We start from the raw sequence: 26,384 nt of genomic DNA on the forward strand, positions 1-26,384 counted from the left end.
TTTAGTCATCTGGATCTAAATCTAAATCTACTATTTCTAAGCCAGCACTCGCTAATTTAGCTGTTGCTTGATCCGCTTTGAGTTTATCTGGCTCTGGCGATTCTTTACCTTTGTTAGCTGGGTTCTCATCCTGCTTAATTGCGTTAGTTAATTCAGTGGTTGCTGTCGTTAATTCAGTGGTGGCATTGATAATATCTAATGGGGCTTGAGTTACCATTTGTATGGTTGATGCTCCTTGTTGCAAGTTTTCTAGAGTTTGAGTAACACGATTAAATTTGGGCTGTGGATTCATCCAACCGTAAGCACTTTCTAAAACTTCACCAGCATTGCGAAGTGCATTTCCAATTTTGGCAACTTTGCCAGCCGTCATCTCTAAGCCAGTAAGTATTGCAGATGACAGCCCTTGAAAAGCATTTAATATATTAACTGAAGCTTGATAAATTCTATTAGCCTTAGCCCAAGCTGTTGTTAGATTTGTATAATTCTCGGCTCCAATTGCATTTTTAATAAGATTTTCAATTGAACTACTAATGACAGAACCGATGTCAAACGTACTACCATCTTCTTTTTTCAATCCGATTAACTGCAATACATTGTTGATTATTCCAACAAAAGTTTGTCCGATGTCGTTGGAAAGCATTAATGCATTGTGGATAGTAGCGCCTAATATCATCATGTTGAGTACTCTATCCAAGTGCATCCAATCTGCAAAGCGGGATAGCTTCCCACCGATGCCTCCCGGAAGTTGATCACCTAGTCTTGCTAATATTGTTTGCTGTCCCTGGAGGAGCGCAGCATTTGCACCAGTATTTACCGCATCTAAAATATTGGCTGAATTGGTATTGTTATTGTTGGTAATGTCGGCTGCATTGTCTTTTAGTGCTTTATTCATGCAGCCCCCCGGCTGGGTGGTTCTGCATGTTCCAGTCGCGGCTGCTTGCTCGATCTGTGGAATTGTTGGTATATCCGGTTTAATTGCGGCCGCAGCCCGCGCCGGAATTAAGGGGAGTATTCCGAGTATTTGATCAAGTTTTGGTAAAGCTTCCTCGTTCACTTTTGCTTGTTGTCCTAGCTTTGTGTCAATTTTTGTAATTGTTGCTCGGTTGCTGTCAACCTCTTTTTTGGTTTGAGTTAAATCTTTTTCTAGTAGTCCCAAAGACTCACGATTTGTTCTTTGAAATTCCTCAAATCGTTGGTCGGCAGTCATTGTACTAAGTCGTTCAAAGTCGGCTTGTCTTTTATCAAATTCCTTCGATAAATTTGATTGTTGCAAGTCCCGAATTCCGAGCGCTTTGTTATTTTCTTTTTTGAATTCTTCAAAGCGTTCATCGGCAGTCATTGTACTAAGTCTCTCGAAGTCAGCAAGCTTTTGGTCAAACTCCTTCGATAAATTTGATTGCTGTAATGGTGCAATTCCTGCATTTTTCTTAGCTTCATTTAATGCAGTATTAGCAGTATTGTTCACAGCATTTACAGCATTACCTAAATTTGAAACTCCATTAATAGCAGTACTTCCTAAAGTTATGGCTCCAGCAATTTGGCCACTTAATCCAGCTACCACAGCTTGCAGTGCAGAAACTTGAGATTGTGCGATTCGCGCCTCAGCTTTTGCAGCACTGACGGCATTTGCGGTAATAGATGCAGTATCGACAGGTGTAGCTGGCTTGATTGTCTTAAGACTCGCTCTAACCGATGCTAATTCTGCCTGTAGTTTAGAAATAGTGGTATTGATGGCATTTTGAAATCCATCATTAGCCTTTGAGCTAATTCGCGCTATGTTGGCGTTAATTTGTTGAATTTTGCTATCTAAACTAAACTTTGTTTGACGAGTTTCGTACAAAGCATCGTTACTCTGCTTTTTAGATTCAGCTATTTTCCCCTCAAGAATTGTTCTCCCTTGCCGAGTTTCGTATAATGCATCATTACTTTGCTTTTTAGCTTCTGCGGCATTTTTAGCAATAGTTCCGGCTTGCTTATTTAATTGATAAAAATCCCTAGCATTGGCACTTAATTCTTGCTCAAGCTTCTGCATTTTGGTATCAATGGTTTTGAGCTTTAATCCATTGTTTACTGCTATTGTATTAGTCTTCGTTAGCTCGATTCCTATCTGACTAATATCATCAAAAGCCCTGCTTGAGACAAACTCTTGAAGTTTGACTAAAAGCACCAACCCAATTGCAGAAAGAATACCAAGGATACCGCCAACGCGAGAGGCTTTATCAAGTACAGCGCTACCAGGAATATTTTTAAAGAGTACTTCATTTACTTTGGTAGCAAGGTCAGAGGCTTTCTTTGTAGCATCTGCAACTTTCTTTGCATTAGCAGCAGTTTTTTTAAGAGTCTTCATGCGTTTAGCAGCTTCTTTTGCACCACTTTTAGTCATAAATTGAGACGTTACTCGCTTTACCCTTTTGGCTTCAAGTAGCATCTTTCCCGGCTGACCATTAGCGTATTTAGATAGTTTGTAAGCCCTTAAAGCACTGGGTGATATTTGTTGAGAGACTGCCATGATTACTCATCTACGAAGAAATCAATAATTGCTGCAAAAATGCCTTGTGATTGATTAGCTGTTTCAGTATGTTCAACCGCAGCATCTAATAGGTCTTTCACGTCATCGATAACGGTTTTAAGTACGCCGCCAAGTTCAAGAATGTCTGTTTCTGCTTTCTTTAGCCTTTTAAGAATTTGTGAAAGGTCAGCATTGCTATCGTCTTCATGACCTTCACAACACTGCTGTTGCTTGCGCTCTAATTCTCGTATGCGCTGATTTTGTGCATCGATTTTGCGATTTAAAGCCGCTAGACCAGCGTCAATATCCTTACAAACTTCTGCCATTTATCGACCTACTTTATTTGCAATATTTTTCAGGCGATCGCCGACTTCTTTGCACGGAACACAGCAATAACCTGGGTATTTCTTGTGTGTGCATTTGTGGCTACCTTCTGGGCAATTATCACCACAAGCTACGGTGTATTTTGGCTCTTGGTCATAAGTCCTTTGAATTTTTATTCCTCGTGCGTCTGTAGCTGTTAATTTGTATCCCCCAAAATAGACCTTATAAGTACAAGAGCCGATATTATCTGAGTAACCCAATGGATCAAAATCAAGATAAATTTTTCCATCTATTACTGAAGGAATAGGACAAGTTCTATGAACAATAGGATTATCAGGAGGATACTCACCTGAAAAAATCCAATCATTTATTGGATCGTTGACAATAACAGAAACAACATTTTTAGCAAAAGATTTGTCTATCTTTTGATTCATGTTATGTGTATAGTCTTGATATTCTCCCTCATTGGAAGTTATCACCTCTACCGTGATGGGAGCGTTGTCGAAAATAAGAATTTCTTTTGCTGGGGACAAAATTTCTACGGTTGTCTTGTCGCCGAGAGAGCAGTATGAAGTCATTTGCTCCCCCAAGCTTTTGTCATCACAAAATAATAATTACTTGATGAGATATTCTTGTCAGAAACATTAATCTTAAATTCGTGCAATCCAGCATTGTTGATTGTAATATTCCTTTTGAGAATAATGCTGCTAGTACTAGGGGCATATAAATCTAAATCATTGTGTGCAAGAATTCCATTTATATACAACGATCCAATTCCTCTATTGCTACCTGCCCCTACTAAAAAATTCAATCCATAATTACCTGCATCAAGCAACGAACTCCATTTAAAACTATCGGAACTACTTGGCGGATGCTGTATCACGCCTAGTCCGTAGGTGTAAGACGGAGTAATATCATAAATTAAAGAATTGCCCGATAGGATAATACTTTCATCGTGCCAGTGAGTAAAAGAAGTAGGATAGTCACCGTCTCCGCTAATTCCAGAGAGAAAATTAGCTCGTGAGATGTGCCCTGTAAGCCCATCAGTTTGTTGAAATGCAATAACGTCTGTATCATCAGGAATGATTTTTTCTGTACCTAAATCTTTAATCTGCTTCAGCATAAGAATGAATTATGATTGTTTCTGATAGATAAACATTGCCATTTCGCTCTTTAGCATAGGCATCCCAGCGAAACATTTCTAGAAGTTCATACAACTGACGATTGTCGTATCCAATTGGGACATTATTCTCATCGGTAATAATATTGCCGTTTTCGTCTGTGATGTATCCGTAAAAGTTGCTTAGTGCTTGCAATAAAAGAGCAACTAGTAATTGTTCAGCACGATTATTTGACTGCGGTGTTAAACCTATTGCTACTAAATCGGCTTTTTGAATTACCAATTCAGTAGCAGTTTGGCTAGCATTAACACCAAATAATTGAGCAAGTGTTAATGAAAGCATGATTAATACAAATTGGGGTCAATTGTGGCTGCTCCTGTAAGCACCCGGTCGATTTCCACGGATATGGTATTTCGCAAGTAAATAGCATCATTGCGAGTCGTGATGCTGGGGCTAAAACCATCTACAACTGCAACAGATTGGTCTATATTGGTATCTTTACCCGCATCTGTTAGTGCAGCTTTGAATTTGAGCATCAGCGCTATTAACAAAGATTCTGCGGTGTTATTAGCACCAGGGGTTAAACCTGTAGAAGTTAGATCGGCTTTGCTGATAGTTAAAGTATCTGCATCCTGTGTGGCGTTAGCCCCAAATACGGCAGTAAGTGTTGGTTCCATAAAAGCGGATTTGATGAGGTGAATAAATCCGTTGTATGGCTTAACAAAAAAAGTGTAAATGTTCCACTTTTATGTAGAAGTGGTATATATCCTGACGACGCGTATCCTTTGCTGGGAATAGGATTGAGCGAATATTTACGGTTAGTGAATATTTAGTAAATTCCGCTTTTACCTCCTTTCCAGGTAAAAGCGGAATACTCGAAAATTATTTTATGTCTATGCCAAAGAATAACAGAAAGGGAAAAGCCTCGGTCATCTCAGATGGTGAGTTTGTCAAAATCAAACGACAAGTGAGAACCGACAAATATAAATTACTGATGGATTTAGCTTGGTATACAGGTGAGCGCTGGGGGGCACTGGTTCAACTCAAAACTGAAGATGTTTACGATCGCAATGGCCAACCCAAGGATGTACTGATTTTTCCGGCAATGGTCAGAAAGCATCGCCCAGATGGGACAGCTGAAACTGTAGAGATTCCAGTTCATGAAAATTTGAAAGAATCTCTCAAAGGATTTGAACCTGACAACTCTGGGTGGCTTTTCCCTTCGCGCTGCGGCACAAAGCCAATTACTTGGCGAAACGCCTACGATATCCTCCAGCGGGCCACCGAAAAGGCGGGAATGAGTACCAAGGGAATCTCAACTCACAGTACCCGCCGGAGCTTAGTGAACCGATTGCGGAAAAATTCTGTTGACAAGGACGTGATTCGCAAAATCACCGGACACCGTGACAACAAAGGACTTGACCCTTATATCGATGTTGAACTGGATGAAGTCAAAAGCGCGATCGCAACTCTATGAACCCCAACCTCCTATTCCTCCAAATCGAGATATTCTTCGACCGCTTGCAGAAAGGGGAATACGATCATCCTGTGTATTTGGCTATGGCACTGGAAAATCTCACTAACCAGGCATGGGATGAAGTTGACCGGGTGTACCCGAACTTATGACAAACCGCAGCCAGGGCGGATAAGCTGGACTCGGTTAGAAACACCTAACCTTATTGGATTTATTGCGATCGCACATTCATCCTATTTGGTGCGATCGCTTTTTATTGTAATTAGAGTCTTAATGAAATTGACTCCCAATAAAAAATTTGCTTTTAAGCACTTTTATCACGAAAAATCAATGCTTTCACCCCACTTGTGGAGGCCCGCAGCACAACTTCTTCTTGTTGAGAATGCTTGACACTATATAGTCGTTGGGTATTGGGGGAAGAGGGATTGGGGAATGGGGAACAGGGAGCGGGGTAGTGAACCGGCGATCGCCAAAAAAAACGATTGCATAAGTTTAAAAAACGCTGTATCCTGCCTTGAAACAGGCCTTTCAAGGTAATGGTAATGCTAAAGCCGGGGAAGAATCGCACCAGCTGGCAACCAGCTTGGAATCACGGTAAAACTCAATCGATCCGTGTACCAGTCGCACTCGCAGAACAAATTTTAGAATACGCCTATGCAATCGACTCCGGTCTAATAATGGATCAACAGATGATTCTGCGGGCCATCGACTCTTTTGTAGAATCCAGAATCTCAAAATTCCACCCCAACCAGTACAGCCATACTGGCTCGACCACTAGCCGACGCTGGGATGAACTGCGGCGGTTTAGGAGTGCGATCGCAAACCACGCCAGGAGCGAATCAACTCTTCAATCTCCTGGGGTGACTGCCCGTCGCTAATTGCAATTTCCACATCTGCCTTTTTCTGTTTTGCGATCGCACTATTAACGCTACCCAGGTAAAGCCGATGGATCTTTCGGCCCTGCATCCAGCAGTAACGGTAGTACCAGTATTTATTAGAGCATCTCTCAACCCAGTATTCCTCAATCCAGTGGGTATCGTGTTGGGGGGCAGATTTTTGAGTAGTTAATGTAACTTGCTCCCCAACACTTTTACACGGAGATTCCGAGTCTGAAATTTGCCCCCCAACACTATGTGACTCTTGGGGGGTAAGTTCATCCCAGAACGGATCATAAGCATAAACAGGAGAAGATCCAGTTTTAGTAAAAGCTTGTAAATCAAAAAGTGTGGGTTGGTTCATAATCGAGTTGGTTATTATGTCGCTGCTTCTACTGGAAAGTGGAAGCAGTTTTTATGTGGAGTAATAGTCGTAGTAAAGAGACTCTGGAGTGATAATTCCGGCTTTGTGAAGTAAACGTAGGTTCTCTGGTTCATTCCAGTATTCCCAGCGCAAGCAATCAATCAATAAGCCGATGCGGTTATCAATTGAGTCTCGTTTATTGCGCAAGAAGACAAGGTTTAAAGCTAAGAAGATTTTTTCAATTGGGTAATAGTAAACTTCACATTTTTCAGGTAAATGAATGTCTACTTTTTGGGCAAGTTGTTTAATTTCGTTTTTGGTTTCATCGGATACATGGTTGTTTGGCTTAATATCTAATTGCTGCTGCTGACTAGGCTCCTGATGAGCAAGCGAACTGTTTTCTTGGGTTTGAGGCGATATTTTGGAACTATCAATCCTGATTTCGGATCTTTTTTCCGCTCGTTTTCTAGGTGGTTCTAACCACTCTAAAGGTTTGATTATTAACTTGAATTCGTGCCAGTTATATTTTTTTATCAGTCTGACTAGTCCGAAATCAAGTAGTCTTTTAAGGAGATTTTTTAGATGTCTCTCGGATAGTGGTTGTCCTGATTGCTTTTCTACCCAGGCATTAAATTCATGCAATGTAACTTCTATTACTTTGCCTGGTTTGGCATAGTTTATTAACCAGCACCAGAACTGTTGATATGCTGCTTTTATCCGATATTTCAAGCAAAGTTCTTGATGTTTCTGCGTCCAGAAATTAGGATTATTTTGGCTATTTTGTGGCATAATACTATTAGTTATTCTCACAGAGAGCCACCACGATCGCGAAATCTTCTGGTGGCTTTTTGGTTTTTTTAGGTCTTCTTTGCGTTCAACCAGTGGTCATCGGGGAAGCTGGAATCTGCTTCAAAATCAGCATTTTCACAGCTGGTAACACCGAAAAAAGCAAGCCCGTTTTGTTGAGTCAGTGCTGTGCCGACATCGCCGGCTCTACTTTTATCTGTGTGCCAGCACAGGGCAACAAGCCCATTTTTATCAGGGTTTAGGGCAAGAGCAACGTAAATCGTTTGTTTCTTCATTGGTTATTAGGAGAGCGATGTTTATTAAGCTTGATGTTGGTCGCTATCTCTTTTATCCGTTCGACTAACTCAGGATTTTGTCGAAACAAGTTTGGTAAATCACTCAAGACGTATGCTGTTAACACGATCGCTTGGTCGGGTTCCAGTTCTGGTTCAATGGTGCGGATATAGTCGAAAAATTTCTCTAGCTCATAGATGGCAAGGCTTCTGGCTCGAACTACTTTTGATGAGATTTTGTGTTTAGTCATTGGTCATTGGTCATTGGTCATTAGTCAACTGCGATCGCAGTTGGTTATCGCCGATCGCGCTCTAGGTCATAAATAACTTTCTCTAAATACCAGTTATCTGACTGTCCTGGGTTTTTTCGCCGCTGTTGTGCCAAAAGTCTTTTGGCGGATGCCACGTCACCTTTGAGCAAAGTTAGTAAATCAGCTTGGAGGTATCTGTTTCTGGGGTCGTTGCGATATGAGTCTGAAACTCTTCCATGCGGTTGCCGAGGACGATTCGCTATGAAGGCTTGCCACTGACAATGAAATTGCTGAAGTATTTGAATCAGCGCGAGAATAAGATAAAACACAGCGACTACAAAGTACAGGCTGGTTAGAATTTCCATAGGAATTGAAAGTAGATGTTCAATTCCACGATGCGGGAAATACCCTGATTGAGACATCGGGAGATCCCGCATTTGTAACTTCGCACCCTCTTCACAAAACAAAACCGCCCTTACCACAGTGGGCAGGACGGTTTTATTCAGGTTCTTCAATACCTTTATCAGAAATCAATTGCTGAATCTGGGCCTCAAGCTCTTGGATAGCTTTTTTGAAGTCGTTTTCACTTTCCTTACTTTCGTCAAGTCTGGTGATCAGCCGCTGCTGGTGCGCCTTGACATAAGAAAGATGCTTTTCTTCAATTAGCTTGACGGCCTCTAGGATTTTCCCAGTACTTGGGCTTGTGGATTGGCTAGACTTACACCCACTTCCCCTGATGCTAGACCCCTGATCATTTGAGACGTGTCCTTGTATCCCATTGACTTGGCTTTGCTCAACAGGGCGTCCCTCTGTTCCGGAGAAAGCCTTACCGACAGTCTCGCCTCTTCGTTTGGCAATGTTTTTGGGCGTCCGGGCTTTTGTGGCGTTGTCATTACTGCTTTCACTCATATACCTTTTCTCTATTGTAATTTTGTCAGCACAAAAAGTTTTGTGTTCACACTTGACTTATAATTTTGGGTGTACGATTATGTTAGCAGAGTTTTGTGAAAACAAAATTATAAAAAGCTCCCTCCCCACATTTGCCACTGTGCCCGTGAGGACTATATGGAGCAAGCACCCACGCCACTGCATAAGCCCCGGCGCGGAAACACCCTAATCACCAGAGAACGAAGCGCGGCTCACGAGTTGTCTGCGTGGTGATATTTTGATGTCTGCACACCTACAACCTTTAAAACAACATGACAACCACAGTTTTAGAACTGATTGAAAACCTGAAGCATTACCCCGGTGCAACGGTGGTAAACATCAAGGATGTTGATGATGAGGAATTTGCGATCGTTGATTACCAATCTTCTGATGACGGCGTGACTATAGTCATTGGCGAAATCGTAGAGTCTGAGCCAGATGAGGAGGAGGAAATCTAATTGAAAAGGCGATCGCCTACCATCCCTGATTTTGGATAGCGATCGCCAAGTCTACGATTATTTGCATTGAGGAGATTTTACCAATTGTCAAAGCCAATAGGACATTTTACTAGTTACACCTTAAACGACGGCTCGTTACTCGAATCCCTCCAGGAGGAGTACGGGCCCACCCTTGAGCGGATGACCAGACGCGAAAAGCTGTTTTTAATTAGTGCGATCGCGATTCAACTTTGCGACCAATCACCAGGAAGCTGCCGCAATGAAATTTATGTAGTGGGTCATCAAGTTAATAGCTCCCTACCCGTGGGCGACAGAGAGGGATTAGTCGAAGCGCTGATTAATCAAGTCCGTTGGGGGCGCAGTCTTTCAGATACGGAGGTATCGCCTATGCAGCAATAAACCCCACTAACTACAACACCCCTGAATATATAAGGTTGCACCAGCGCTGGCTGGAGAGCTTGCGCTGGTTTTTTACACAATTAGGATTTTAGATTATGACTTACAGCGACGGACTTAGACCGTGGGCAATTTTCCAACGTTTGCCCAATGGCAGAAGTAATTGTGTTTATCGATTTCGCACCCAGTCTGACGCAGACGCTTACACCAGCATTCTGCGTCAGGGAGGGGGAATTTTTGAGGTAGTTTTCGATTTACCCCAGCACCAGGAAGTTAAAGGATAGCTCAAAATCAATTGCGATCGGGTAACGCACCGCGATCGCAACTGATTAATCGATCCAAACAAGTAAAAAATATCACATAACTATGCAAATAAAAACCATTTCTTACAAACGGGTAATTAATCTCGGAAACTACGAAAATAAGCACCTAGAACTGTTTGCGGAAGTTGAAGAGGGAGAGGATGTAGAGACTGCAATTTCATCTCTAGCAGAACTTGTAGAGCGAAAAATTAGGGAGGAAACAGAAAAAGAAATAAAACTTGAAATCCTACGTCTTCAAGAGACAGAAGCAAACCTAATAGATCAAATCTCCGATCTCAAGCCTCAACTTAAAGCTCTCAAGTATCAACTCGAATACACAGGAAATGAACCAATACAGCCCAGTCCTACATTTGGCATCCTTCCTGTTTCTGCCGAAGAAGCGGACGATTTTTAATTTTTAGCGAATCTTTTACATCATGACCAAACACGACACTTGGGTAAAACTCAAGCCCGGCAATCCTTACGAGTCAGTGTTAGACCTGTTTCCAGATGGCAAGATACCCATGCGCGACCCGTTCCCCTTGGAGCAAACCACCGAGCCAAATGGTGAAAGGGTAGTGCTGTGGATTATTGACTTAGAGCGGCTCTCCCCGATTCAAATAAATGCGATAACTCAACTCATTGCCACACGCCTTGGTGCTGAGGTAATCGAAGTACAAGCCGAGACTGCATCCCTTGGTGGTTTTGGACTGAGTGACGGGTGGGTTGAATCAATGGAATGTGATGCTGAAGGGTTCCAAAGGTCAAAGGAAGTCGCTGATTTTTTTGAAACTGCACCACAGCCACCCAGCGCTAGGGCTTGGCGCAAATTCTACAACAGCCAGCACGAACGCTGGATTGAAGGGGATGAAGTGCCCCCGCCCATCAATTCCATCGAGGACGTTGACCCCAGATTACGCACTCCAGAACTGGAGCAAGCTTTCAAGATGAGGAAGGTTGAGGCTGCGTTGCTTGCCGCCGAAGGCATCGCGCAGGGTAACTACTCAGTTCTTGATGTTCTCACGGGTCGAGCATTCACCGACGCTCTTAACATTATTGACCCGGAAAACTCATATTCATTAGTTGGATATGACGATTTTGATGATGACGAATTTGATGATGATGAAATTTATGAGTGATGAAAACTTGATAACTAAACCACTAAATAATAACTTTGTGACTTTAACAAAAGAGTTATATGTACTAAACAGTTTAGCTATGGGAGTAGCGATACAAATTCTTGCCAAAGTAACTGGGGAAAGCATAGAGGATTGGAAAGAATATGTAGGGGCAAAAGCTGGCGAACAATACCGTGAATTATCTGCTGAAAGAATTCAAGAAATAGTTAAGTCTCTGGATGACGAAATAACCGCCTGATGAATCGCAATTGCGATCGCGCTTCATGCGTGGGCTACCTGACACAGTAGCCGAAACGGTGACATCATTGCCACCGTCGCGGGTTGTGTCCAAAGCAATCAGCAACTTAGCAAGAGAAAATGCAGCGTTCAGAGTGAACTGCACTACTGAATTGTGGTGTTCTCAATTTCATGCGCGGCAATTCTCCTGTTAACTTCCCGAATGCGTTTACTCCTGAATCGCGCCCCTCTCGTGTGGGGCGTTAGGGTGATTCGTGCGCTATTAAGTTCGGGTCAACAAAAGGATGCCAGTCCTTGAAAACCACCTCTTATTGTTCGCAGAACCATGACAACAGAATTAATAATTCTGGGAATTGATGTTAGTAAATCGAGTATAACCACTCACATTTTAACACAGTATCCCAAGGGCGGATTGCAAGCATATTGGAATAAAACAAGAAATAAAGCATCTACTTTATATCCGGCTTTTTACTCCAATCCTGATGCTAAGAAGAGGCAAAAATCAGCTTTTGACTTTGCTGATTATCTAGCAGAAATCAAGGCAGATTATGCAATACTCGAACCGACAGGAAACCACTATTCTAGACTGTGGGCTTCTATCCTTAAGAAATTAGAAATCAAAATTCTCTGGGTGGGTCATGTGGAACTGCGCCGTTATCGCGGAGGTAAAAATCTCCCCAATAAAAGCGATCTAGCTGATGCTTTAGCAATGGCCGCCTACGGTCACGATCCAGATCACCGACTGGAGACTGGGGAACTGAATTTGAGGTATTTCCTCATGCACCGCCCAGAACCCATCGATGAACTCCGCGACCTCTGTCAGCAACTCGAACATCTCAACCGGGTGCAATCGCCAATTGTGAATTATGCCCGTCAGCTTCTAGCTTGGCAATTCCCAGAAGTGGCGCATACCAAGAGTGCATCTAGTAAGGCTGGATGGTTAGCGCCCCTTTGGGGATGGCTAGCGAAAAGGCTGGAAATTTCGCCCGCCGGGAAAACCAGAATCGAAAATCTCTATAAAATATCCGTTGCCAAAGACTACGGGATTGAGATTGATCCAATCTTGGAACTACACGCCGAATGGATGTGTGATATTTCGCTCTACGAGCAGCGCTTGGAGGCAAGAATCACTCAAATCCTTTCTCTGACAGAATTTAAGCCTTACACGAGCGTGTTTGATAAATTCGGCTTTGGGTTACGAGTGCGATCGCGACTGCTCACCAGGATTTATCCCTTTGAGTCGTTCCTGAGTGTAAATGGTAAGCCAGTCATTGAATACGAAGTGCGGGAGGTGAAGAAAACGGAGCGCGATGCCTACGGCGGCAAGCTACGCAAAGACGGAAAAACCACCGTGAAGCGGTTAGCCGGCGACACCAAACGAATTAAACGCAACCGCAGCCGCGACACTTTCAAAATGAGGTTAGGGATGGGTACTGTCTTAGAACAGTCTGGGGACGGTTTAGTTGAAAAAGCCAGTGGTTCGTCACTGTGTCGAATTAGTTTATGGCAGTATGTGCTGACTGGCGTGGAAACTGGAAGGCTGCCAGAAAACGAACTGACTAGGGAATTGATTAACTACCGCGACTCACTCAAAGCTAACGTCACTGAACAAGGTGAGAAGCTGCTAGGTGGTAAACACATTCAGGGAAAACTGATGAGTAAAGTAGTAAACTTACTGTTCCAGGAATTGTGTAAAGTTATTCCCGTGACCTGATGTTAAAGCCCTTCATCCAAATGAAGGGTTTTGAACCCTAAACTTTCAGTTACCCTGAAATTGATATATAAAAGAGCAATTTTCAAATGACCATTTACTTTTATAAGGTTTGGCAGCCTTATGGCTGTTTTTCTAACTTTTCTCCCCACGGAATCCACATCGATGGTGCTTACTGGCCAACTGTTGAGCATTATTATCAAGCGCAAAAGTTTGTAGGCAGCAGGGATGCGGCAATTATACCTCTTATCCATGCTGCCGCCACCCCAGAAGAAGCTGCCACTTTGGGAAGATGTAGCACTCGCCAACTCCGTCGAGACTGGGATTTGGTGAAAACTCAAATTATGCGAGAAGCTGTACTCAAAAAGTTTCTCACTCATACTGATATCAGAGAAGTTCTCCTGAAGACAGGTGATGAGATTTTAGTTGAAAACTCCCCAACCGATTCTTTTTGGGGTTGTGGTGCTAATAAAAGTGGTCAAAACCATCTCGGCAAAACTCTCATGAGTGTGCGTGAAGAAATTCGTAATTTATTATCTTTAACAGTAATTTACGAATAATTTAATCAAAAGAGTTACATTCAACATAAAGTCAGCAATTAAACGGGGAATAGTCAAATTCCCCAGTCCAAAACATTTTAAATAATTACTAATAACTTAGTTATTGCTTTGAAGAAATTTTAATTAATTGAATTAATGGGCAAAATGTTAAAAAAATATTTTTAATTTCAAGAAATTATTCCAAAGCCAAATTAAGTAAAATTACTGGAATAGTTTAATGATTAAGAATATAAAATTAGAAATTGTCAATGATTAAAAATTTCTTAACTTTAGACTTGAGATTAGATTTGAGGAGTATTTAATAATACAGCGGTTTTATATATCCCTAAATCCACTTTATAAGGGCTACAGGGAACAAGCAAAATATCTGTTACTTTTAAAACATCCTCTAATCCATTTCCAAAAATACTTGTAATACATGTATGCCCTTAGCAACGCATTATTAGCAGGAGTTTCTGGAAATAGGATGAAAATAAAGTATTGTAAGTTGACAATTCTGATCAGGGACAAATATATAAAAAATTATACTTCAGTCATGGTGTATACAAGCAATGACACGTAGGGATAAACCAAACGAGTTGCAGCAAACCTTTGATCGAGAAAGTTTACTGCACCGGATGACAAAACAGATCAGGCGATCGCTCGACCTTCAAGAGATATTAACGACAACTGTTAGTGAAGTGCGTTTATTTTTGAGTGCAGATCGGGTTAAAATGTATCGCTTTGATGCTGATGGTAGTGGTGAAGTCATTGCAGAATCTATTCATGAACAACGTCTGCCATCCTTATTAGGTCAACGCTTCCCAGCTGATGATATTCCAGAAGCCGTTAGAGAGATGTTTTTGTTAGTGGGGCAACGTTCGATTGTCGATGTGGCAAATGAGAAGATCGGGCTATCGCCTCTACAGTCAAAAAAAACTGGCAAACGTCTAGAAACTAATATCTACTATCGGCAGGTAGACCAGTGCCATATTCAATATCTAAAAGCAATGGGCGTGCAGTCTTCGTTGGTAGTACCAATTTTAGATTGCGATCCCCAAGAACAATCAGCAAAGCCTAAATTGTGGGGATTGTTGGTAGCTCACCACAGTGAACCGCAAAAGATTTTGAAGCGGCAACTAAAAGTATTGCAGCAAGTTGCTGACCAAGTAGCGATCGCGATCGCTCAAAGTAATCTACTCACTGAAGCCCACGCCAAGCAAAAACGAGAAGCTACTATTAATCGAGTCACCACACTATTGCATAAACTGCCGACAATCCAATTACAAGGAGCGCTAGAAGAAGTTATTACAGCTTTCAGTGGAGCAGGTGGCAGGCTTTACATTGTAGAGAGTCAAGAACTATACACTTGGGGCGAGCAACCGATACTCTCCTACGAGTTAGATAACAGCATTATCGAACAGCATCCCATCTGGCAAAACTGGATGGCTGAGTTTCAACAAGGTAATATTTGGGCAACTACTGACCTTTATAAAGAACCACGTTTGCGAGTTTTGGCTTTAGCATTCCGTTCTACTCAAATTCGCGGACTCATGGTGATTCCGCTACATTACCGTGAAAAATTTCTCGGTGTATTAAGTATTTTCCGCTCTGAATTTGAAACGGAAATTTTGTGGGCGGGACGATGCGAACAAAATCGGCGACAACTTTTACCCCAGCTTTCCTTTGAGGTTTGGCGAGAGCAGAAAAAAGGGCAAGCACCTGAGTGGAAGTTGGAAGACATCTTTTTAGCACAAGCCTTATACGATCATTTCTCAATGGCAATTCAGCAGCAGCAAATGTATAAACAGGTGCAATCTCTGAATGCCAACCTAGAACTGCGGGTGCAAGAGCAAACTGCTGAACTCGAAAAATCATTACTGTTTACCAAAGTCATTAAGCAAGTCACAGAGCATATTCGCCGTACATTGGACTTGCAGGCAACTCTGCAATCCATAGTTCAGGAAGTCCGTCCCCTGTTAAATTCAGACCGAGTGCTGATTTTCGACCTGAAGACTAAATCAGTGATTGTGGAAGAAATTAATGGTAATTGGCAGTCAGTTTTGGGAGTGAATACACCACCAGAATGTTTTCCTGATGAGTATACCCGTCTATACTCTCAGGGTAGGGTACGGGCAATTAACAACCTTTCAACGGCTTCTATAAGTGATTGTCATCGAGAGTTTTTGCAGAGTCTGCAAGTGCAAGCAAACTTAATAGTTCCGATTAATATGGGTATGGAACTATGGGGCTTACTAATTGCCCATGAGTGTGAGGCTCCCAGAAATTGGCAGGATACAGAAATTGATTTATTGCAGCAGCTAGCAGATCAGGCTGCGATCGCGATTCAACAAGCACAACTCTACCAACAAACCTCTGAGGCCGAAACTGAAGCCAGAAATCAAGCTGCTCAGTTAGAGCAGACCCTACATGAACTCCAAGAAACACAGACAAGATTGATTCAAACCGAAAAAATGTCCGGTTTAGGACAGTTGGTGGCGGGTGTCGCCCACGAAATCAACAACCCTGTCAACTTTATTTACGGTAATCTGTGCCACGCCAGTGATTACACTGAACAACTGCTAGAAATTTTACGTCTCTACCAGCTACACTATCCCCATCCCCATAGTGAAATTCAAGCCGCGATCGAAGCGATCGATTTTGAATTTTTGGTAGAAGACCTCCCCAAAATTATGACCTCAATGCAAGTAGGAACCGAGCGCATTCGCTCAATAGTGTTGTCGTTACGCAATTTTTCTCGCTTGGATGAGTCTGAAAACAAGCGCGTTGACTTGCATGAAGGCATTGACAACACCTTGTTAATTTTACAACATCGGTTGAAAGGAAATGCCGAATTTCCACGCATTGAGATAATTAAAGATTATGGCAACATCCCACGGGTGGAATGCTATGCCGGTCAAATGAATCAGGTATTCATGAATATTTTCAGCAATGCCATAGATGCTTTGGAAGTAAGTAGTCAGGGGTGGCAGGATCTGGGTGAAAAGGAGAATCATTCATACTTCGGCTACGCTCAGTACAAGCGCCCAATTCCGACTATCCAGATTTCCACTAAAGTCTCAGCAGACAACTCTCGTCTGTTAATTCGGATTACTGACAACGGGTCTGGAATGAATGAAGACGTTAGAAAGCGAATTTTTGACCCGTTTTACACTACCAAGCCTGTGGGTAAAGGTACAGGATTGGGACTAGCAATTAGTTATCAAATTATTGTCGAAAAACATGGGGGAATAATGGAGTGTATTTCAGAACCTGGTAAAGGTACAGAGTTCTGGATTGAGATTCCCGTCAAGCCTCCAGCCAAAATAGTTAACTAGCAATAGGAAGTGGGGGATGAGGAGGCAGGGGAAGAATCACTATTGGTTACTGACCAATGCTCTATTGTTAGTTTCAAAACTTAAAACTTGACTGAGCAATTTTTAAATTCAACCACAAGATAGATGATAATTTTCTTAACATATAAACTAAAAAAATACCTATCAGCGATCCTGGGTGTGCAATATATTTAATTTGATTCAAACTCATTTAAAAGTAAAGTTTGGTTGCAAAATAAATCCCTCCCAACTACAAGTGATAATCTAATAGTTGAAGCTAAGAAACAAGCTTCCCGTGGCAGATATAACAGCTGCGTTTGAAATGTTAGTAAGAGGTATAAGACGCTGTTTAACTTACATCTGTCTCGTCAAAATACAGCAACACCCAACACGAAAACTGCTATTTCCTCAAATGTGGAAGATTAGGGGGCACTGTAACTGATTTTCATTACTTGTTTATAAAAGCAATGGAAGTTAGTACATCCCTGGGTATAACCAACAAAGAGAGGGGATAGTTCAGCGACTAGAGGCTTGGGTGTTGTTGTGTTTAAAGAGAAGTCTGATAATAGGGACTCCTCTGGGTGTAAGATTATACGAAGTTGAATAGTGAGAAACAGTTAAAATAGCGCCTTATGTCAATAATTGCGCTCAGAGCGTGGTATCTACAGGATTATGAGCCGATTCCAGAACTGGAAAAACGTCAGCCAGACATTCGCTTAAGCAAAAAAAGCTTGCTGAAATCAGCATTGCGAGCAGACTTTTTGGAAGACAGTGACGAAGTTAAGAAATCAACTTGGTTTGGGCGCTATTTAGAAGGGGAAAATATTGAATTTTATATTGAAGGTAGTGGCGGCTATTGCGTCTCTAACATTGACTTAATTAGTCATGAAATTTATTTCACCAAGCAGGCGGTGTTGGCTCAGTTAGAACCAACGATTTTTTTATCCTATCAAACTGAGTATGCCGCAGCGACGAATATTCTCAAAGAAGAACTGCGAAAAAGTTTAGACGATTTAAACTTGCGATCGCGTCTTCCCCTAACATTAATAGAATCCTCTCGTCCTAGCGGTGCTACTTTCCGAATTAACCGCACAATCATGCGGAAAATCCGTAAGAGTTTGTTATTTATCGCTGACACCACGCCTATTGCTAGTATTGATGGGAAAGAAACCTCCCAATTAATTCCTAGTCCCAATGTCTGTATTGAGATTGGCTATGCCATCCAAAGTAAGCGGTCTGAACAGATTCTACTAGCGCAAATGCAACGCCCAGATTTTGAAGGTGAATTTCCTTTCGACTTGCCAACACAGCAAATTTTACAATTTCAAGACACTACAGAACTGAATAAAATTCTGACAGAGACGATTAAAAACCAGCTAGCACGATTCAAATTGTTTTTTTGACCTAATTTCCCAGTCAGACTTGCTGGCTGTTTTTTCTTCTCAATTTATACTTTACAAAATTTAGCAATAACAATGCTTTCTTTAACAGGAGGGTTTTTTTAGATAAAGCAAAGATTGAAAGTATTGTTATTGCTTTAATTAAAATAAACGAACAGGCTTCTTTTGCAGTTGAGAACTAATTGAGCTTACCCGATCGACCACAGAAATCATGTATTTGTAATCTGGTACTTGTCCATTGGGTACATACCCCACTTCTTGAGCTAAATCTGAAGACGATTCACTCATGACTTTGCGGATAAACTCTTGACGGTTACGTTCTACATTCGGCCCAATCAAGACCACACCTAATGGTACATAGTGAGGGTCTTTAAATAGTATGCGGAATTCGGTTGGCGCCAACTGTGAACTGTAGAGACTTAATTCCGCCTCCGAGACGGCACAGGCGATCGCTTTTCCTTGAGCGACCAATTCCAGTGCTGCTTTGGGTGTGGGTGCAAACAGTATTTCAGCTAGTGTTGTACCATAAAGATTGTAAAGAGGAAAATAATATCCTGTTGCTGAACCTAACTGTCCTAAAGCCACTGTTTTGCCTTGCAATTGTTTCAATTCAGTTATCGGATTATCTTTACGAACAACGAAGATTGAACGTAAATTACTAATACCTATTAAAGGAAATAGAGGAACATATTGGTGACGTGCGATCGCAATAGCCGCTAAACCCGGTGGAGCAAATACCAATGACCAAGCACGAGCGTCAAGGCGCTCAACCGCTCTATTTTCATTAAAAACAGGCTCTAGCTGAATATATGAGTTTGTTTTTTCACCTAAGTAACTATTAAATTTAGCATATTGATTAATTATCTGTTCGCCTCCACCATAGTTAATCACACCAATAGTTAACGTGCCCTCAACCCCACCTTGTGGTTTGCAAGCAACAAATGTAAAACCTAGTAGATGAAACAAAAATAAACGACGGGGAAATCGCACAAACATCACTAATTATGGTTAAGAAAATAATTTGGCTTTCAGGACTAATTTAGATAAATTTGACTGCTGCCTAAAGGGGTTATATTGCAGTAAAAAATTAATATTTATTTAGATCCTGTTGAGATGCTTTATAACAGGTATAAATAAATATTAGACATCACAGGCCACCTTCCTTGCTTAGGTTATGTTAAACAACATTACGTTAAAAAACTTAAAAATAGGTGCTAAATTTAACTTGCTTTTAATATTAGTTTTCATCATCAGTATTTTAGGAAGCGGCGTTGCCTTATCCAGTGTACTTCAAAGGAGAGCGCAAAATGAAGTAAGTTCTCAAGCAGAGATTCTCATCCAAATGGTGAATGCAGTTAGAGATTATACACAAAATCGTATTGCTCCCCTATTAGAACCTAGATTAGATACTAACCCAACATTCCTACCTGAAGTAGTACCAACTTTTTCCTCTAAAGAGGTTTTCGAAAATTTTCGTAAAAAGCCTGAATTTAAAAACTTTTTTCATAAAGATGCAACACTTAATCCAACCAATTTAGCGGATAAAGCTGATAATTTTGAAACTCAACTTGTCGAGCGTTTTCGCAACGAACCTAATACTCTAGAAATTACAGGATTTCGAAAATTGTCAGAAGGCGAAGTATTTTACATTGCACAACCACTAAAAATTACACAAGCAAAATGTTTGCGATGTCATTCTACACCAGATCAGGCTCCTAAAAGTCAGTTGCTAAATTATGGCTCGGAAAATGGTTTTGGCTGGCAACTTAATCAGATTGTTTCTGCCCAAATAATCTCTGTTCCTTCTCAAGATATTTTTGCTAATGCCAAACAAACTTGGATATTGATAATGGGGCTTTTAATTGCAATTTTTGCGCTCATAGTTTTCTTAATTAACTTCTTAATTACAAAATATGTGATTCAGCGCATCAGAAGAATAGAGAAAATCGCTCAAAAAGTTAGTATTGGTGATATGAGTGCTGATTTTGAAGAAAGCTCTCATGATGAAATTGGCGGGTTAGCAGAAGCATTTAATCGGATGAAAGCTAGCTTGAAAATAGCTTTGGAGATGCTGAATAATTAAGGCTAATAATCCGTAATTCATATAGAGAAAAACGCAATTTCGAGAAAATCAAGAAAGTAAGCGTTGCTCAAATTGCAAAGCTTTTTGAGGTTCAGGAATTTGTGATGCTAAAATTTTCACAAATTCTGCACGAGAGATTTGTCCAGAAGATTTCATAGCTTTTTGAACTAGAAACTTAGCTATTGGACCAATTAAATTAGCCAATTCACGTTCGCACTCTTCCAGAAATTTTTCACTGATGACTTTAGATTCTTGATTTGCTAAATTATTTGAGTTAATACCAGATTGGTCGGATTTTACAGTAAGTTCTTGTAATAGAGTAGGTTTCTCTAGTAGAAATGTTGTTTTCTTTTTAAAATCAATTTGTTGATTTTCTCGAAGATGAAGAGCTAATTGACTAATTAATTCTTCCAAATTGGACGCTGATGCCGCAACTTGTCGTAGTAATCTTGAGGCGATGGGGCCGACAAATTCTAAAAGAATTGTTTCTAAGCGGTTGTAACTTTCCCCAGACAGAATAGAAGCAGTCGGATACCCAATTGAGTTTTGTTGAGTAAGCGAAGCTTGAGGCGGTTGTGTAAAATCTGGTACTTGAAGTGATTGCGCTTCTACCTGGTAATCTTTACGATAATATTCTTGCTCTTTAGATGTCAAAGATGGTAGTTGAAGCGATCGCGCTTCTCCTCTAGTATCGAGATTCTTAAGCACGTGTAAAACTTCGGCCGCAGACTGATAGCGCTGTTTAAAGTGATGTAGCACCATCTTAGATAGCACAGATGCCAACTCAGAACTGACGTTAGCTTGATGCTGCCAAGAAATTTCTCCTGTATCTGGGTCTTCTTCAAAGTTTATCGGATGTAACCCTGTCAGCGATTGTATACCAATAATGCCCAAGGAATAAATATCGCTGTTGGGGCGGGGCTTACCTCGTCCCTGCTCTGTAGACATATATCCGGGAGTACCAATAATAATAGTAGCCCCCGTGTGCCCTGCAATTGTGAGCAGTTGAGTTTGGACTTGTTTAACAGCGCCAAAGTCAATCAGCACTAACTTACCGTCTTGTTGCCGCCTAATTATATTGTCCGGTTTGATATCTCGATGAATAACGTTATGGCTGTGAATAAATTGTAGAATACCCAGAACCTGTTGGAGTAGTTGAATTACTCGATCTTCTGTCCAACCTTGATTGGGGAATAGTTCCGCTTTCAGGGTATGTCCTTCAATGAATTCTTGCACCAAGAAGAACTCTTGGTTTTCTTCAAAATAGGCTAAAAGCCGAGGAATCTGGTCATGGTAGCCGAGTTGTTCTAGTGTTTCTGCCTCACTAGTAAATAGCCGTCTGGCAGTTTTGAGAAATTCAGGACTACGAGTGACGGGCTTAAGGTGTTTGACAACGCATTTTGGAAAACCTGGCCGATGAATATCTTGGGCTATGTAGGTTTGACCGAATCCACCTCCACCTAATATCTGGAGGACTTGGTAACGTCCGTCTAATAATTGTCCTAACATTGTGTCACAAGCCTTAATTCCTCAAATTAATCTTGACACAACTACCAGCTTTGGTAAGGTTTGTTGAGACATAAAGTAGGTAGTGCCAAAATTTCAAGCAAGATTTTTTGAAGATTATATTACAAGTTTATGACTAACTAAACTCCAGATCGGCTTGCAGGCATATTATTGTTGAAGCTTTAATAATTCCTCAGAAATCGCCAGTGCCTCAGCTTTTGAAGTAGTTGTTGGTTGAGAGACTACGCTAACCTCTCCTAATTGAGTTTTATTGACAAAATAGGTTATTCCCCGAAAGCTCAATTTATAGGCTACTGGTGCTAGAGGAACTTCTGCCGATTTAGAATTTGGCTCTACACAATAGTTAACACCACGGTACATCAAATTATAAGCTGGCCCAATTTGAGGAACTGGTTGAAACGGCTGTTCTGTTTTTTTGCTGCCAACTTTGTTTTGGTTATATTCGTAGCTCAGACCACGATAGTAAAGTTTCATAATTTTCGCTTCCTAAATAACTGTTTTTCAACAATGCCAATGACTTATCAGAGGTTGATTAAAGAGTTATGCAAGAGCTAATGTAAACTTACACTTTTTAAGGAACTGCTTAAAGGATTAGGCGTCTAGAGTGAGAGTCATTGGGCATTAGGAGTGCTGAGTGCTGTTAGCGGTAGCGGGGCGTTTAGCCCGTGCTGAGTTAGAAGTTAAGAGTTAAGAGTTAAGAGTTAAGAGTTTTGTTTATCTCCTTGTCGCCTTGTCTGCTCATTTCCCTCATCTCCCCTGCTCCCCTGCTCCCAACCTCCCGTATGCTTACCCTTTTCATTCGGGGGTTACGTGGTTAACAATGGGTTGAATGTTTTTTAAATGATTCAACTTTATGGCTAGAACCGCAAATGAATATGCCGTATACCTCCTACTGGAAAGCGGCCACCGAGAAGAAGTACGTTTTCCTACTATTCAAGAGTTTCAGAAATGGTATAGCGGCGAACTTGTGCCAAAATCTGCTTCTAATGACTTTATTAGCGTGCCGATCAAAAATATTCAAGGGGAATATATGGTAGTACGCCCTTCTCGGATTGTGGCAATCCGGGTAGAACCGATTTTTAGTTCCAGTGTTGAAAGATTCAACTAAATGATGAGAAAAACCCTTGCTTTGCTTTCCTTAAGTCTAGGAATTGCCCTCGTAAACCCTCTCTGGTCGGCTGTTGCTCAGGTTCCTAACTTACTGCCGTTGCCACTACCGACTACTCCCGATCTTCCACCTATACCAATACCGATCACTCCTGAGATCACGCCGCCGCTAAAACCAATCACTATCGGAAGCGATTGTACACTCCGGCCGACTTGCTTGGGTTGGGATGAGCAAATTTGGGGTCAAAGAGGTAAAATAGGCGATCGCAAAGCGCTCTTGGCTTCCATTGATAACAGTTTGGTTTACTTAGCAAAGAAAGAGGCGATCGCAGCATATCAAAATTATCCGATGAAGGAAATCACTCTTGATCGCGTCCGCCGGAGTTTGCTACGTTTCCGCCAACTGGTTGTCAGTTCTAAGTCACCAGCGCAATTACAAGCCGCTGTCCGCCGTGAGTTTGTCTTTTACCAGTCTGTGGGCAACGATGGCAAGGGTACTGTTAAGTTCACTGCTTATTACGAACCTGTTTATACCGCTAGCCGTGTCAGGACTGCAACATATAAGTATCCCCTTTATCGGCTACCACCTGATTTCAGCCAATGGCCGAAACCCCACCCAAAACGAATTGATTTGGAAGGAAAGGATGGTTTACAAGGGAATAAGAGCAAGTTACGCGGTTTAGAACTGCTTTGGTTTCGCGATCGCCTAGACGCATACATGGTACATATCCAAGGTTCTGCCCAAATTAAATTAACTAATGGCAAGAAAACATCAATTGGCTATGCCGGTGGAACTGATTACCCTTGGACTAGTATCGGCAAAGAATTAGCCAAAGATGGCAAACTTCCACTGGAAGGATTAACAATGCCACGTCTGATTAGTTATTTCCGACAAAAACCCAAGGAGTTGAACAATTATCTGCCCCGCTGGGAACGATTTATTTTCTTTCAAGAAACAAGCGGTAGACCTGCTACTGGTAGTATTCATGTGCCAGTAACAGCAGAACGTTCCATTGCTACAGATAAGTCTCTCATGCCACCGGGAGCGTTAGCCCTGATTTACAACTCATTTCCCTATCCTGCCAGTGGTGGCAAACTAGAGAGGCGTACTGTCAGCCGCTTTGTGCTTGACCAGGATACAGGAAGCGCCATCAAAGGCCCGGGTCGGGTGGATTATTTTATGGGGTCTGGTAAACTAGCAGGCGATCGCGCTGGTGTTACAGGCGGTAATGGTTCACTATATTATTTGCTGCTCAAAGAATAGATATTGGGCATGGGGCATGGGGCATTGGGCATTAGTTATTAATTATTCTCCTCTGCTCCTCTGCTCCTCTGCTCCTCTGCTCCCCTGCTCCCCTGCTCCCCACTCCTCAGCTAATACGGCGGATAAGCAAAATCATCTTCATCAGCATAAACGTAAGAGTTGGAAACTCCTGCCATTGCCAATTTAGGGGTTTCTGATTTTATAGGTTCCTTGCCAAAATCTTTGTATTCCTCAAAAGTCTTACAAATCATTGCAGATTCAAGAGCATCGGAAGCAATTAAATATTGCGTTAAAGTCCCTACCGTGGGATGTTTATAGTCCACAGTTGAAGCTACCAAAACTGTATTTGGTTCAATACCTCTTTCTTCACACTCAATGATGGGACAAAAAATCCCGTGAGCGTGGAACAAAGGCCCTTTTGGTGTCAAAGGTTGCTTACGGTAGATAGCATAAGCTTTTTCTAGTTCAGCAACGAATCCACTTACTACTCTGCCTTGTTGATATTCGCAGTAGGTTTTGCTGAAACTCGCTCCGGCTGCACCATTGAGAGTTAGTTGTAGTGGTGATTCATGTAAAAACTTTTTATTCTCACCCACTAGAAAAATTAGATAGCGAGTAAAGGTTTTAAATTTAAGTTTATCGGCTAAAAAAGCATCATAATTATCTTTGAGTGTACCCAGTTTTAGACCACTTTCCCGGTCTTTAACAGACAATGGCCCACGACGCACTATGACCAAGCGTGGAGTAGCGCTAATGAAGACTGTTTCTACTCCAGAGCTAAATTCATGCTCAACTTGCTGCCAATTATCATCTGGCACAAAGCCGACAGCATCGGCATTATCCAGCTTAATCGCCAAACCGTGAGATTGTATACCATCTGTGCCATACCGAGGATTAATCATCTGACACCAGGGAAGGACTTGAGAAGGCGGTGCATTGAATTTCTCGTCTTCAAAGTCAAAATTAGCAGATGCTTTCATCGTTTTAGGCTATCAAAGTGTTTTATTGAACAAGGTTATCGGCAGGGCGCTGATCCTGGAAAGCCAGTTATATGTGGTTCCCAAAGTTTAAGAACATTAAACTGGCATAGTAGTTTTTCTAGAGTAAGACAGAATTAATCTATGTTGCAATCCCTGTTTAGTTTTTTAACAACAAATTCTTTCTTTGGCATCTCTCTATATCCGTGCAATTTTCTGCTATTTTCGGTCAATAATGGGATCTACTTTTTGTTTCTCTTGTGGTTAAATTCAAATCAGCAAATTAGTGGGAACTTAAAGCAGCGAGAGTTTTCAAATCAGGCACTTCTAAATCAGGTTGACTGACTGGTGGTAAGTTCGCACTAGCCCCTTGCTCTGCTCGACGATTTACCCAGACTGTTGATAAACCTAAAGATTTGGCTGTCACGATATCATGATATACACTAGCAGCAACGTGTAATATCTGCTCTAGCGGTAAATCAATTCTTTCAATAGCCAGCCTGAAGTTGTTGAAAGAGGGTTTATAGCTTTTTGCCTGTTCTGCTGTAATTATCTGGTCAAATTCCACCTCCAAGTGCTTTGCCGAAAAAGCAAAGAGATCGTCATCTACATTTGAGATAATTACCAGCTTAAACTTTTGCTTTAAAGTTCTAAGTGCCTCCACTGTATCGGGGAAAGGCAGCCAATGCTGAATCGAATCGGCAAGTGAATTTAGTTCCTCAGCAGTTGGCTCAAAACCAAATCGTTCACCTAATTTCTGAACTACTGTTTTCAAAACTTCTCGATATTTGATATATTCTCCTTTTTCCAGTTCTGCTTCAAATTCAGCAAAAATATTGAGAATTTGCTCGTCATCCAAATTAATGTTGTGTGCCAGCAGAAGTGGCTTTAGCACTCCTAAGATGCCATTCTCCCAATCAATTAGGGTTCCGTAACAATCGAAAGTTAAAGCCTTATACTTATTTAAGTCAATCACCTTTTTATA

Annotated in this window: 34 protein-coding genes; 17 read left to right on the top strand and 17 right to left on the bottom strand. The window is 41.5% G+C overall.

Annotated elements, in window-relative coordinates; translation table 11 throughout:
• Position 1: 1 nt before the first annotated feature.
• The 6 genes from RMY27_RS20180 to RMY27_RS20205 are packed head-to-tail and all read right to left on the bottom strand — an operon-like array spanning position 2 to position 4,631.
• Entirely contained in the window at positions 2-2,509 is a 2,508-nt protein-coding gene (locus RMY27_RS20180; protein WP_322666144.1) for a hypothetical protein, read from the bottom strand.
• A 2-nt stretch (positions 2,510-2,511) separates the two neighbouring features.
• Positions 2,512-2,835: a hypothetical protein gene (locus RMY27_RS20185; protein WP_322666146.1), complete on the bottom strand. Its 324-nt coding sequence runs from the start codon at positions 2,833-2,835 to the stop codon at positions 2,512-2,514.
• Positions 2,836-3,411, bottom strand: a complete 576-nt coding sequence (locus tag RMY27_RS20190; RefSeq protein WP_322666148.1) for a hypothetical protein — start codon at positions 3,409-3,411, stop codon at positions 2,836-2,838. It lies immediately after the preceding gene.
• On the bottom strand, positions 3,408-3,956 hold the full coding sequence (locus RMY27_RS20195) for a hypothetical protein (protein WP_322666150.1): 549 nt from the start codon (positions 3,954-3,956) through the stop codon (positions 3,408-3,410). The genes RMY27_RS20190 and RMY27_RS20195 overlap by 4 nt, the downstream gene beginning before the upstream one ends.
• Positions 3,940-4,296: a hypothetical protein gene (locus tag RMY27_RS20200; protein WP_322666152.1), complete on the bottom strand. Its 357-nt coding sequence runs from the start codon at positions 4,294-4,296 to the stop codon at positions 3,940-3,942. Before RMY27_RS20200 ends, RMY27_RS20195 begins: the two co-directional genes overlap by 17 nt.
• Positions 4,297-4,298: 2 nt before the next feature.
• Positions 4,299-4,631 (bottom strand): hypothetical protein, encoded by a 333-nt coding sequence (locus RMY27_RS20205; RefSeq protein WP_322666154.1) that lies wholly within the window; start codon positions 4,629-4,631, stop codon positions 4,299-4,301.
• A gap of 218 nt (positions 4,632-4,849) precedes the next feature.
• Here RMY27_RS20205 and RMY27_RS20210 point away from each other — a divergent pair, with 218 nt between their 5' ends.
• The 4 genes from RMY27_RS20210 (at position 4,850) to RMY27_RS20225 (ending at position 6,306) form a co-directional block, all read left to right on the top strand.
• Complete coding sequence (locus tag RMY27_RS20210; protein WP_322666156.1) at positions 4,850-5,431, top strand: tyrosine-type recombinase/integrase; 582 nt, start codon at positions 4,850-4,852, stop codon at positions 5,429-5,431.
• Positions 5,428-5,580, top strand: coding sequence for a hypothetical protein (locus tag RMY27_RS20215; protein WP_322666158.1), 153 nt, complete (start codon positions 5,428-5,430; stop codon positions 5,578-5,580). The genes RMY27_RS20210 and RMY27_RS20215 overlap by 4 nt, the downstream gene beginning before the upstream one ends.
• Positions 5,549-5,818: a hypothetical protein gene (locus tag RMY27_RS20220; protein WP_322666160.1), complete on the top strand. Its 270-nt coding sequence runs from the start codon at positions 5,549-5,551 to the stop codon at positions 5,816-5,818. Before RMY27_RS20215 ends, RMY27_RS20220 begins: the two co-directional genes overlap by 32 nt.
• A gap of 152 nt (positions 5,819-5,970) precedes the next feature.
• Positions 5,971-6,306, top strand: a complete 336-nt coding sequence (locus RMY27_RS20225) for a hypothetical protein (protein WP_322666162.1) — start codon at positions 5,971-5,973, stop codon at positions 6,304-6,306.
• On the opposite strand, the gene RMY27_RS20230 is transcribed toward RMY27_RS20225, so the two are convergent.
• From RMY27_RS20230 to RMY27_RS20255, 6 genes are all read right to left on the bottom strand, one after another.
• Positions 6,233-6,667, bottom strand: coding sequence for a DUF4102 domain-containing protein (locus tag RMY27_RS20230; RefSeq protein ID WP_322666164.1), 435 nt, complete (start codon positions 6,665-6,667; stop codon positions 6,233-6,235). The two genes, RMY27_RS20225 and RMY27_RS20230, sit on opposite strands and share 74 nt — an antisense overlap.
• A 51-nt stretch (positions 6,668-6,718) precedes the next feature.
• Positions 6,719-7,456, bottom strand: coding sequence for a hypothetical protein (locus RMY27_RS20235; RefSeq protein ID WP_322666166.1), 738 nt, complete (start codon positions 7,454-7,456; stop codon positions 6,719-6,721).
• 68 nt (positions 7,457-7,524) lie between these two features.
• A complete protein-coding gene (locus RMY27_RS20240) occupies positions 7,525-7,749 on the bottom strand; it encodes a hypothetical protein (protein ID WP_322666168.1) in 225 nt (74 codons plus the stop codon).
• Positions 7,746-7,997 carry a hypothetical protein gene (locus RMY27_RS20245; protein WP_322666171.1) on the bottom strand — a complete coding sequence of 84 codons (252 nt, stop codon included), beginning with the start codon at positions 7,995-7,997 and terminating at the stop codon, positions 7,746-7,748. The genes RMY27_RS20240 and RMY27_RS20245 overlap by 4 nt, the downstream gene beginning before the upstream one ends.
• A 44-nt stretch (positions 7,998-8,041) precedes the next feature.
• Complete coding sequence (locus RMY27_RS20250) at positions 8,042-8,419, bottom strand: hypothetical protein (protein ID WP_322666173.1); 378 nt, start codon at positions 8,417-8,419, stop codon at positions 8,042-8,044.
• Positions 8,420-8,495: 76 nt separating this feature from the next.
• Positions 8,496-8,906 carry a hypothetical protein gene (locus RMY27_RS20255; RefSeq protein ID WP_322666175.1) on the bottom strand — a complete coding sequence of 137 codons (411 nt, stop codon included), beginning with the start codon at positions 8,904-8,906 and terminating at the stop codon, positions 8,496-8,498.
• 290 nt (positions 8,907-9,196) lie between these two features.
• Between RMY27_RS20255 and RMY27_RS20260 the strand changes: the two genes are divergently transcribed.
• The 10 genes from RMY27_RS20260 to RMY27_RS20305 all read left to right on the top strand — a co-directional run bounded on the left by RMY27_RS20260 (position 9,197) and on the right by RMY27_RS20305 (position 18,444).
• The gene (locus RMY27_RS20260; protein ID WP_322666177.1) at positions 9,197-9,382 is read left to right on the top strand and encodes a hypothetical protein; all 186 of its coding nucleotides are present in this window, start codon (positions 9,197-9,199) and stop codon (positions 9,380-9,382) included.
• 84 nt (positions 9,383-9,466) lie between these two features.
• Positions 9,467-9,781: a hypothetical protein gene (locus RMY27_RS20265; RefSeq protein WP_322666179.1), complete on the top strand. Its 315-nt coding sequence runs from the start codon at positions 9,467-9,469 to the stop codon at positions 9,779-9,781.
• 95 nt (positions 9,782-9,876) lie between these two features.
• Entirely contained in the window at positions 9,877-10,062 is a 186-nt protein-coding gene (locus RMY27_RS20270; RefSeq protein ID WP_322637050.1) for a hypothetical protein, read from the top strand.
• Between the two features lie 82 nt (positions 10,063-10,144).
• Entirely contained in the window at positions 10,145-10,495 is a 351-nt protein-coding gene (locus tag RMY27_RS20275; protein ID WP_322666180.1) for a hypothetical protein, read from the top strand.
• Positions 10,496-10,517: 22 nt separating this feature from the next.
• Entirely contained in the window at positions 10,518-11,219 is a 702-nt protein-coding gene (locus RMY27_RS20280; protein ID WP_322666182.1) for a hypothetical protein, read from the top strand.
• Positions 11,212-11,457, top strand: coding sequence for a hypothetical protein (locus tag RMY27_RS20285; RefSeq protein ID WP_322666184.1), 246 nt, complete (start codon positions 11,212-11,214; stop codon positions 11,455-11,457). Before RMY27_RS20280 ends, RMY27_RS20285 begins: the two co-directional genes overlap by 8 nt.
• Positions 11,458-11,781: 324 nt before the next feature.
• Positions 11,782-13,170 carry a transposase gene (locus RMY27_RS20290; RefSeq protein WP_322666186.1) on the top strand — a complete coding sequence of 463 codons (1,389 nt, stop codon included), beginning with the start codon at positions 11,782-11,784 and terminating at the stop codon, positions 13,168-13,170.
• Positions 13,171-13,256: 86 nt separating this feature from the next.
• A complete protein-coding gene (locus RMY27_RS20295; RefSeq protein WP_322666188.1) occupies positions 13,257-13,727 on the top strand; it encodes an N-glycosidase in 471 nt (156 codons plus the stop codon).
• A 551-nt stretch (positions 13,728-14,278) separates the two neighbouring features.
• A complete protein-coding gene (locus tag RMY27_RS20300) occupies positions 14,279-17,044 on the top strand; it encodes a GAF domain-containing protein (RefSeq protein ID WP_322666190.1) in 2,766 nt (921 codons plus the stop codon).
• 629 nt (positions 17,045-17,673) lie between these two features.
• Positions 17,674-18,444, top strand: a complete 771-nt coding sequence (locus RMY27_RS20305) for a hypothetical protein (RefSeq protein ID WP_322666192.1) — start codon at positions 17,674-17,676, stop codon at positions 18,442-18,444.
• Between the two features lie 138 nt (positions 18,445-18,582).
• On the opposite strand, the gene RMY27_RS20310 is transcribed toward RMY27_RS20305, so the two are convergent.
• A complete protein-coding gene (locus RMY27_RS20310) occupies positions 18,583-19,437 on the bottom strand; it encodes a phosphate/phosphite/phosphonate ABC transporter substrate-binding protein (protein WP_322666194.1) in 855 nt (284 codons plus the stop codon).
• 178 nt (positions 19,438-19,615) lie between these two features.
• Here RMY27_RS20310 and RMY27_RS20315 point away from each other — a divergent pair, with 178 nt between their 5' ends.
• Positions 19,616-20,524, top strand: a complete 909-nt coding sequence (locus tag RMY27_RS20315) for a Tll0287-like domain-containing protein (RefSeq protein WP_322666196.1) — start codon at positions 19,616-19,618, stop codon at positions 20,522-20,524.
• Between the two features lie 48 nt (positions 20,525-20,572).
• Here the strand turns inward: RMY27_RS20315 and RMY27_RS20320 are convergent, their stop codons facing one another.
• Both RMY27_RS20320 and RMY27_RS20325 read right to left on the bottom strand, forming a co-directional pair.
• Entirely contained in the window at positions 20,573-22,033 is a 1,461-nt protein-coding gene (locus tag RMY27_RS20320) for a serine/threonine-protein kinase (RefSeq protein WP_322666198.1), read from the bottom strand.
• A gap of 165 nt (positions 22,034-22,198) precedes the next feature.
• A complete protein-coding gene (locus tag RMY27_RS20325; protein WP_322666199.1) occupies positions 22,199-22,525 on the bottom strand; it encodes a DUF4278 domain-containing protein in 327 nt (108 codons plus the stop codon).
• 379 nt (positions 22,526-22,904) lie between these two features.
• Here RMY27_RS20325 and RMY27_RS20330 point away from each other — a divergent pair, with 379 nt between their 5' ends.
• Both RMY27_RS20330 and RMY27_RS20335 read left to right on the top strand, forming a co-directional pair.
• Positions 22,905-23,159 (top strand): hypothetical protein, encoded by a 255-nt coding sequence (locus tag RMY27_RS20330; RefSeq protein ID WP_190728057.1) that lies wholly within the window; start codon positions 22,905-22,907, stop codon positions 23,157-23,159.
• A 3-nt stretch (positions 23,160-23,162) separates the two neighbouring features.
• Positions 23,163-24,422, top strand: coding sequence for a murein transglycosylase A (locus RMY27_RS20335; protein WP_322666245.1), 1,260 nt, complete (start codon positions 23,163-23,165; stop codon positions 24,420-24,422).
• Positions 24,423-24,532: 110 nt separating this feature from the next.
• On the opposite strand, the gene RMY27_RS20340 is transcribed toward RMY27_RS20335, so the two are convergent.
• Positions 24,533-25,402: a DUF5895 domain-containing protein gene (locus RMY27_RS20340; protein WP_322666201.1), complete on the bottom strand. Its 870-nt coding sequence runs from the start codon at positions 25,400-25,402 to the stop codon at positions 24,533-24,535.
• Positions 25,403-25,682: 280 nt separating this feature from the next.
• Positions 25,683-26,375: a haloacid dehalogenase type II gene (locus RMY27_RS20345; RefSeq protein WP_322666203.1), complete on the bottom strand. Its 693-nt coding sequence runs from the start codon at positions 26,373-26,375 to the stop codon at positions 25,683-25,685.
• Positions 26,376-26,384: the final 9 nt, after the last annotated feature.

This window comes from Nostoc sp. DedQUE09, assembly GCF_034530915.1.
GTDB lineage: Bacteria > Cyanobacteriota > Cyanobacteriia > Cyanobacteriales > Nostocaceae > Nostoc.

What these genes read in the sequence shown, in the direction of transcription:
- RMY27_RS20320 (WP_322666198.1), bottom strand. Translation starts at nt 22,033, where the DNA reads ATGTTAGGACAATTATTAGACGGACGTTACCAAGTCCTCCAGATATTA.
- RMY27_RS20330 (WP_190728057.1), top strand. Translation starts at nt 22,905, where the DNA reads ATGGCTAGAACCGCAAATGAATATGCCGTATACCTCCTACTGGAAAGC.
- RMY27_RS20205 (WP_322666154.1), bottom strand. Translation starts at nt 4,631, where the DNA reads ATGGAACCAACACTTACTGCCGTATTTGGGGCTAACGCCACACAGGAT.
- RMY27_RS20280 (WP_322666182.1), top strand. Translation starts at nt 10,518, where the DNA reads ATGACCAAACACGACACTTGGGTAAAACTCAAGCCCGGCAATCCTTAC.
- RMY27_RS20190 (WP_322666148.1), bottom strand. Translation starts at nt 3,411, where the DNA reads ATGACTTCATACTGCTCTCTCGGCGACAAGACAACCGTAGAAATTTTG.
- RMY27_RS20315 (WP_322666196.1), top strand. Translation starts at nt 19,616, where the DNA reads ATGTTAAACAACATTACGTTAAAAAACTTAAAAATAGGTGCTAAATTT.
- RMY27_RS20255 (WP_322666175.1), bottom strand. Translation starts at nt 8,906, where the DNA reads ATGAGTGAAAGCAGTAATGACAACGCCACAAAAGCCCGGACGCCCAAA.
- RMY27_RS20225 (WP_322666162.1), top strand. Translation starts at nt 5,971, where the DNA reads ATGCTAAAGCCGGGGAAGAATCGCACCAGCTGGCAACCAGCTTGGAAT.
- RMY27_RS20260 (WP_322666177.1), top strand. Translation starts at nt 9,197, where the DNA reads ATGACAACCACAGTTTTAGAACTGATTGAAAACCTGAAGCATTACCCC.
- RMY27_RS20195 (WP_322666150.1), bottom strand. Translation starts at nt 3,956, where the DNA reads ATGCTGAAGCAGATTAAAGATTTAGGTACAGAAAAAATCATTCCTGAT.
- RMY27_RS20235 (WP_322666166.1), bottom strand. Translation starts at nt 7,456, where the DNA reads ATGCCACAAAATAGCCAAAATAATCCTAATTTCTGGACGCAGAAACAT.
- RMY27_RS20300 (WP_322666190.1), top strand. Translation starts at nt 14,279, where the DNA reads ATGACACGTAGGGATAAACCAAACGAGTTGCAGCAAACCTTTGATCGA.
- RMY27_RS20295 (WP_322666188.1), top strand. Translation starts at nt 13,257, where the DNA reads ATGACCATTTACTTTTATAAGGTTTGGCAGCCTTATGGCTGTTTTTCT.
- RMY27_RS20250 (WP_322666173.1), bottom strand. Translation starts at nt 8,419, where the DNA reads ATGTCTCAATCAGGGTATTTCCCGCATCGTGGAATTGAACATCTACTT.
- RMY27_RS20335 (WP_322666245.1), top strand. Translation starts at nt 23,163, where the DNA reads ATGAGAAAAACCCTTGCTTTGCTTTCCTTAAGTCTAGGAATTGCCCTC.
- RMY27_RS20275 (WP_322666180.1), top strand. Translation starts at nt 10,145, where the DNA reads ATGCAAATAAAAACCATTTCTTACAAACGGGTAATTAATCTCGGAAAC.
- RMY27_RS20245 (WP_322666171.1), bottom strand. Translation starts at nt 7,997, where the DNA reads ATGACTAAACACAAAATCTCATCAAAAGTAGTTCGAGCCAGAAGCCTT.
- RMY27_RS20215 (WP_322666158.1), top strand. Translation starts at nt 5,428, where the DNA reads ATGAACCCCAACCTCCTATTCCTCCAAATCGAGATATTCTTCGACCGC.
- RMY27_RS20305 (WP_322666192.1), top strand. Translation starts at nt 17,674, where the DNA reads ATGTCAATAATTGCGCTCAGAGCGTGGTATCTACAGGATTATGAGCCG.
- RMY27_RS20290 (WP_322666186.1), top strand. Translation starts at nt 11,782, where the DNA reads ATGACAACAGAATTAATAATTCTGGGAATTGATGTTAGTAAATCGAGT.
- RMY27_RS20200 (WP_322666152.1), bottom strand. Translation starts at nt 4,296, where the DNA reads ATGCTTTCATTAACACTTGCTCAATTATTTGGTGTTAATGCTAGCCAA.
- RMY27_RS20310 (WP_322666194.1), bottom strand. Translation starts at nt 19,437, where the DNA reads ATGTTTGTGCGATTTCCCCGTCGTTTATTTTTGTTTCATCTACTAGGT.
- RMY27_RS20180 (WP_322666144.1), bottom strand. Translation starts at nt 2,509, where the DNA reads ATGGCAGTCTCTCAACAAATATCACCCAGTGCTTTAAGGGCTTACAAA.
- RMY27_RS20285 (WP_322666184.1), top strand. Translation starts at nt 11,212, where the DNA reads ATGAGTGATGAAAACTTGATAACTAAACCACTAAATAATAACTTTGTG.
- RMY27_RS20325 (WP_322666199.1), bottom strand. Translation starts at nt 22,525, where the DNA reads ATGAAACTTTACTATCGTGGTCTGAGCTACGAATATAACCAAAACAAA.
- RMY27_RS20240 (WP_322666168.1), bottom strand. Translation starts at nt 7,749, where the DNA reads ATGAAGAAACAAACGATTTACGTTGCTCTTGCCCTAAACCCTGATAAA.
- RMY27_RS20230 (WP_322666164.1), bottom strand. Translation starts at nt 6,667, where the DNA reads ATGAACCAACCCACACTTTTTGATTTACAAGCTTTTACTAAAACTGGA.
- RMY27_RS20185 (WP_322666146.1), bottom strand. Translation starts at nt 2,835, where the DNA reads ATGGCAGAAGTTTGTAAGGATATTGACGCTGGTCTAGCGGCTTTAAAT.
- RMY27_RS20340 (WP_322666201.1), bottom strand. Translation starts at nt 25,402, where the DNA reads ATGAAAGCATCTGCTAATTTTGACTTTGAAGACGAGAAATTCAATGCA.
- RMY27_RS20270 (WP_322637050.1), top strand. Translation starts at nt 9,877, where the DNA reads ATGACTTACAGCGACGGACTTAGACCGTGGGCAATTTTCCAACGTTTG.
- RMY27_RS20220 (WP_322666160.1), top strand. Translation starts at nt 5,549, where the DNA reads ATGAAGTTGACCGGGTGTACCCGAACTTATGACAAACCGCAGCCAGGG.
- RMY27_RS20210 (WP_322666156.1), top strand. Translation starts at nt 4,850, where the DNA reads ATGCCAAAGAATAACAGAAAGGGAAAAGCCTCGGTCATCTCAGATGGT.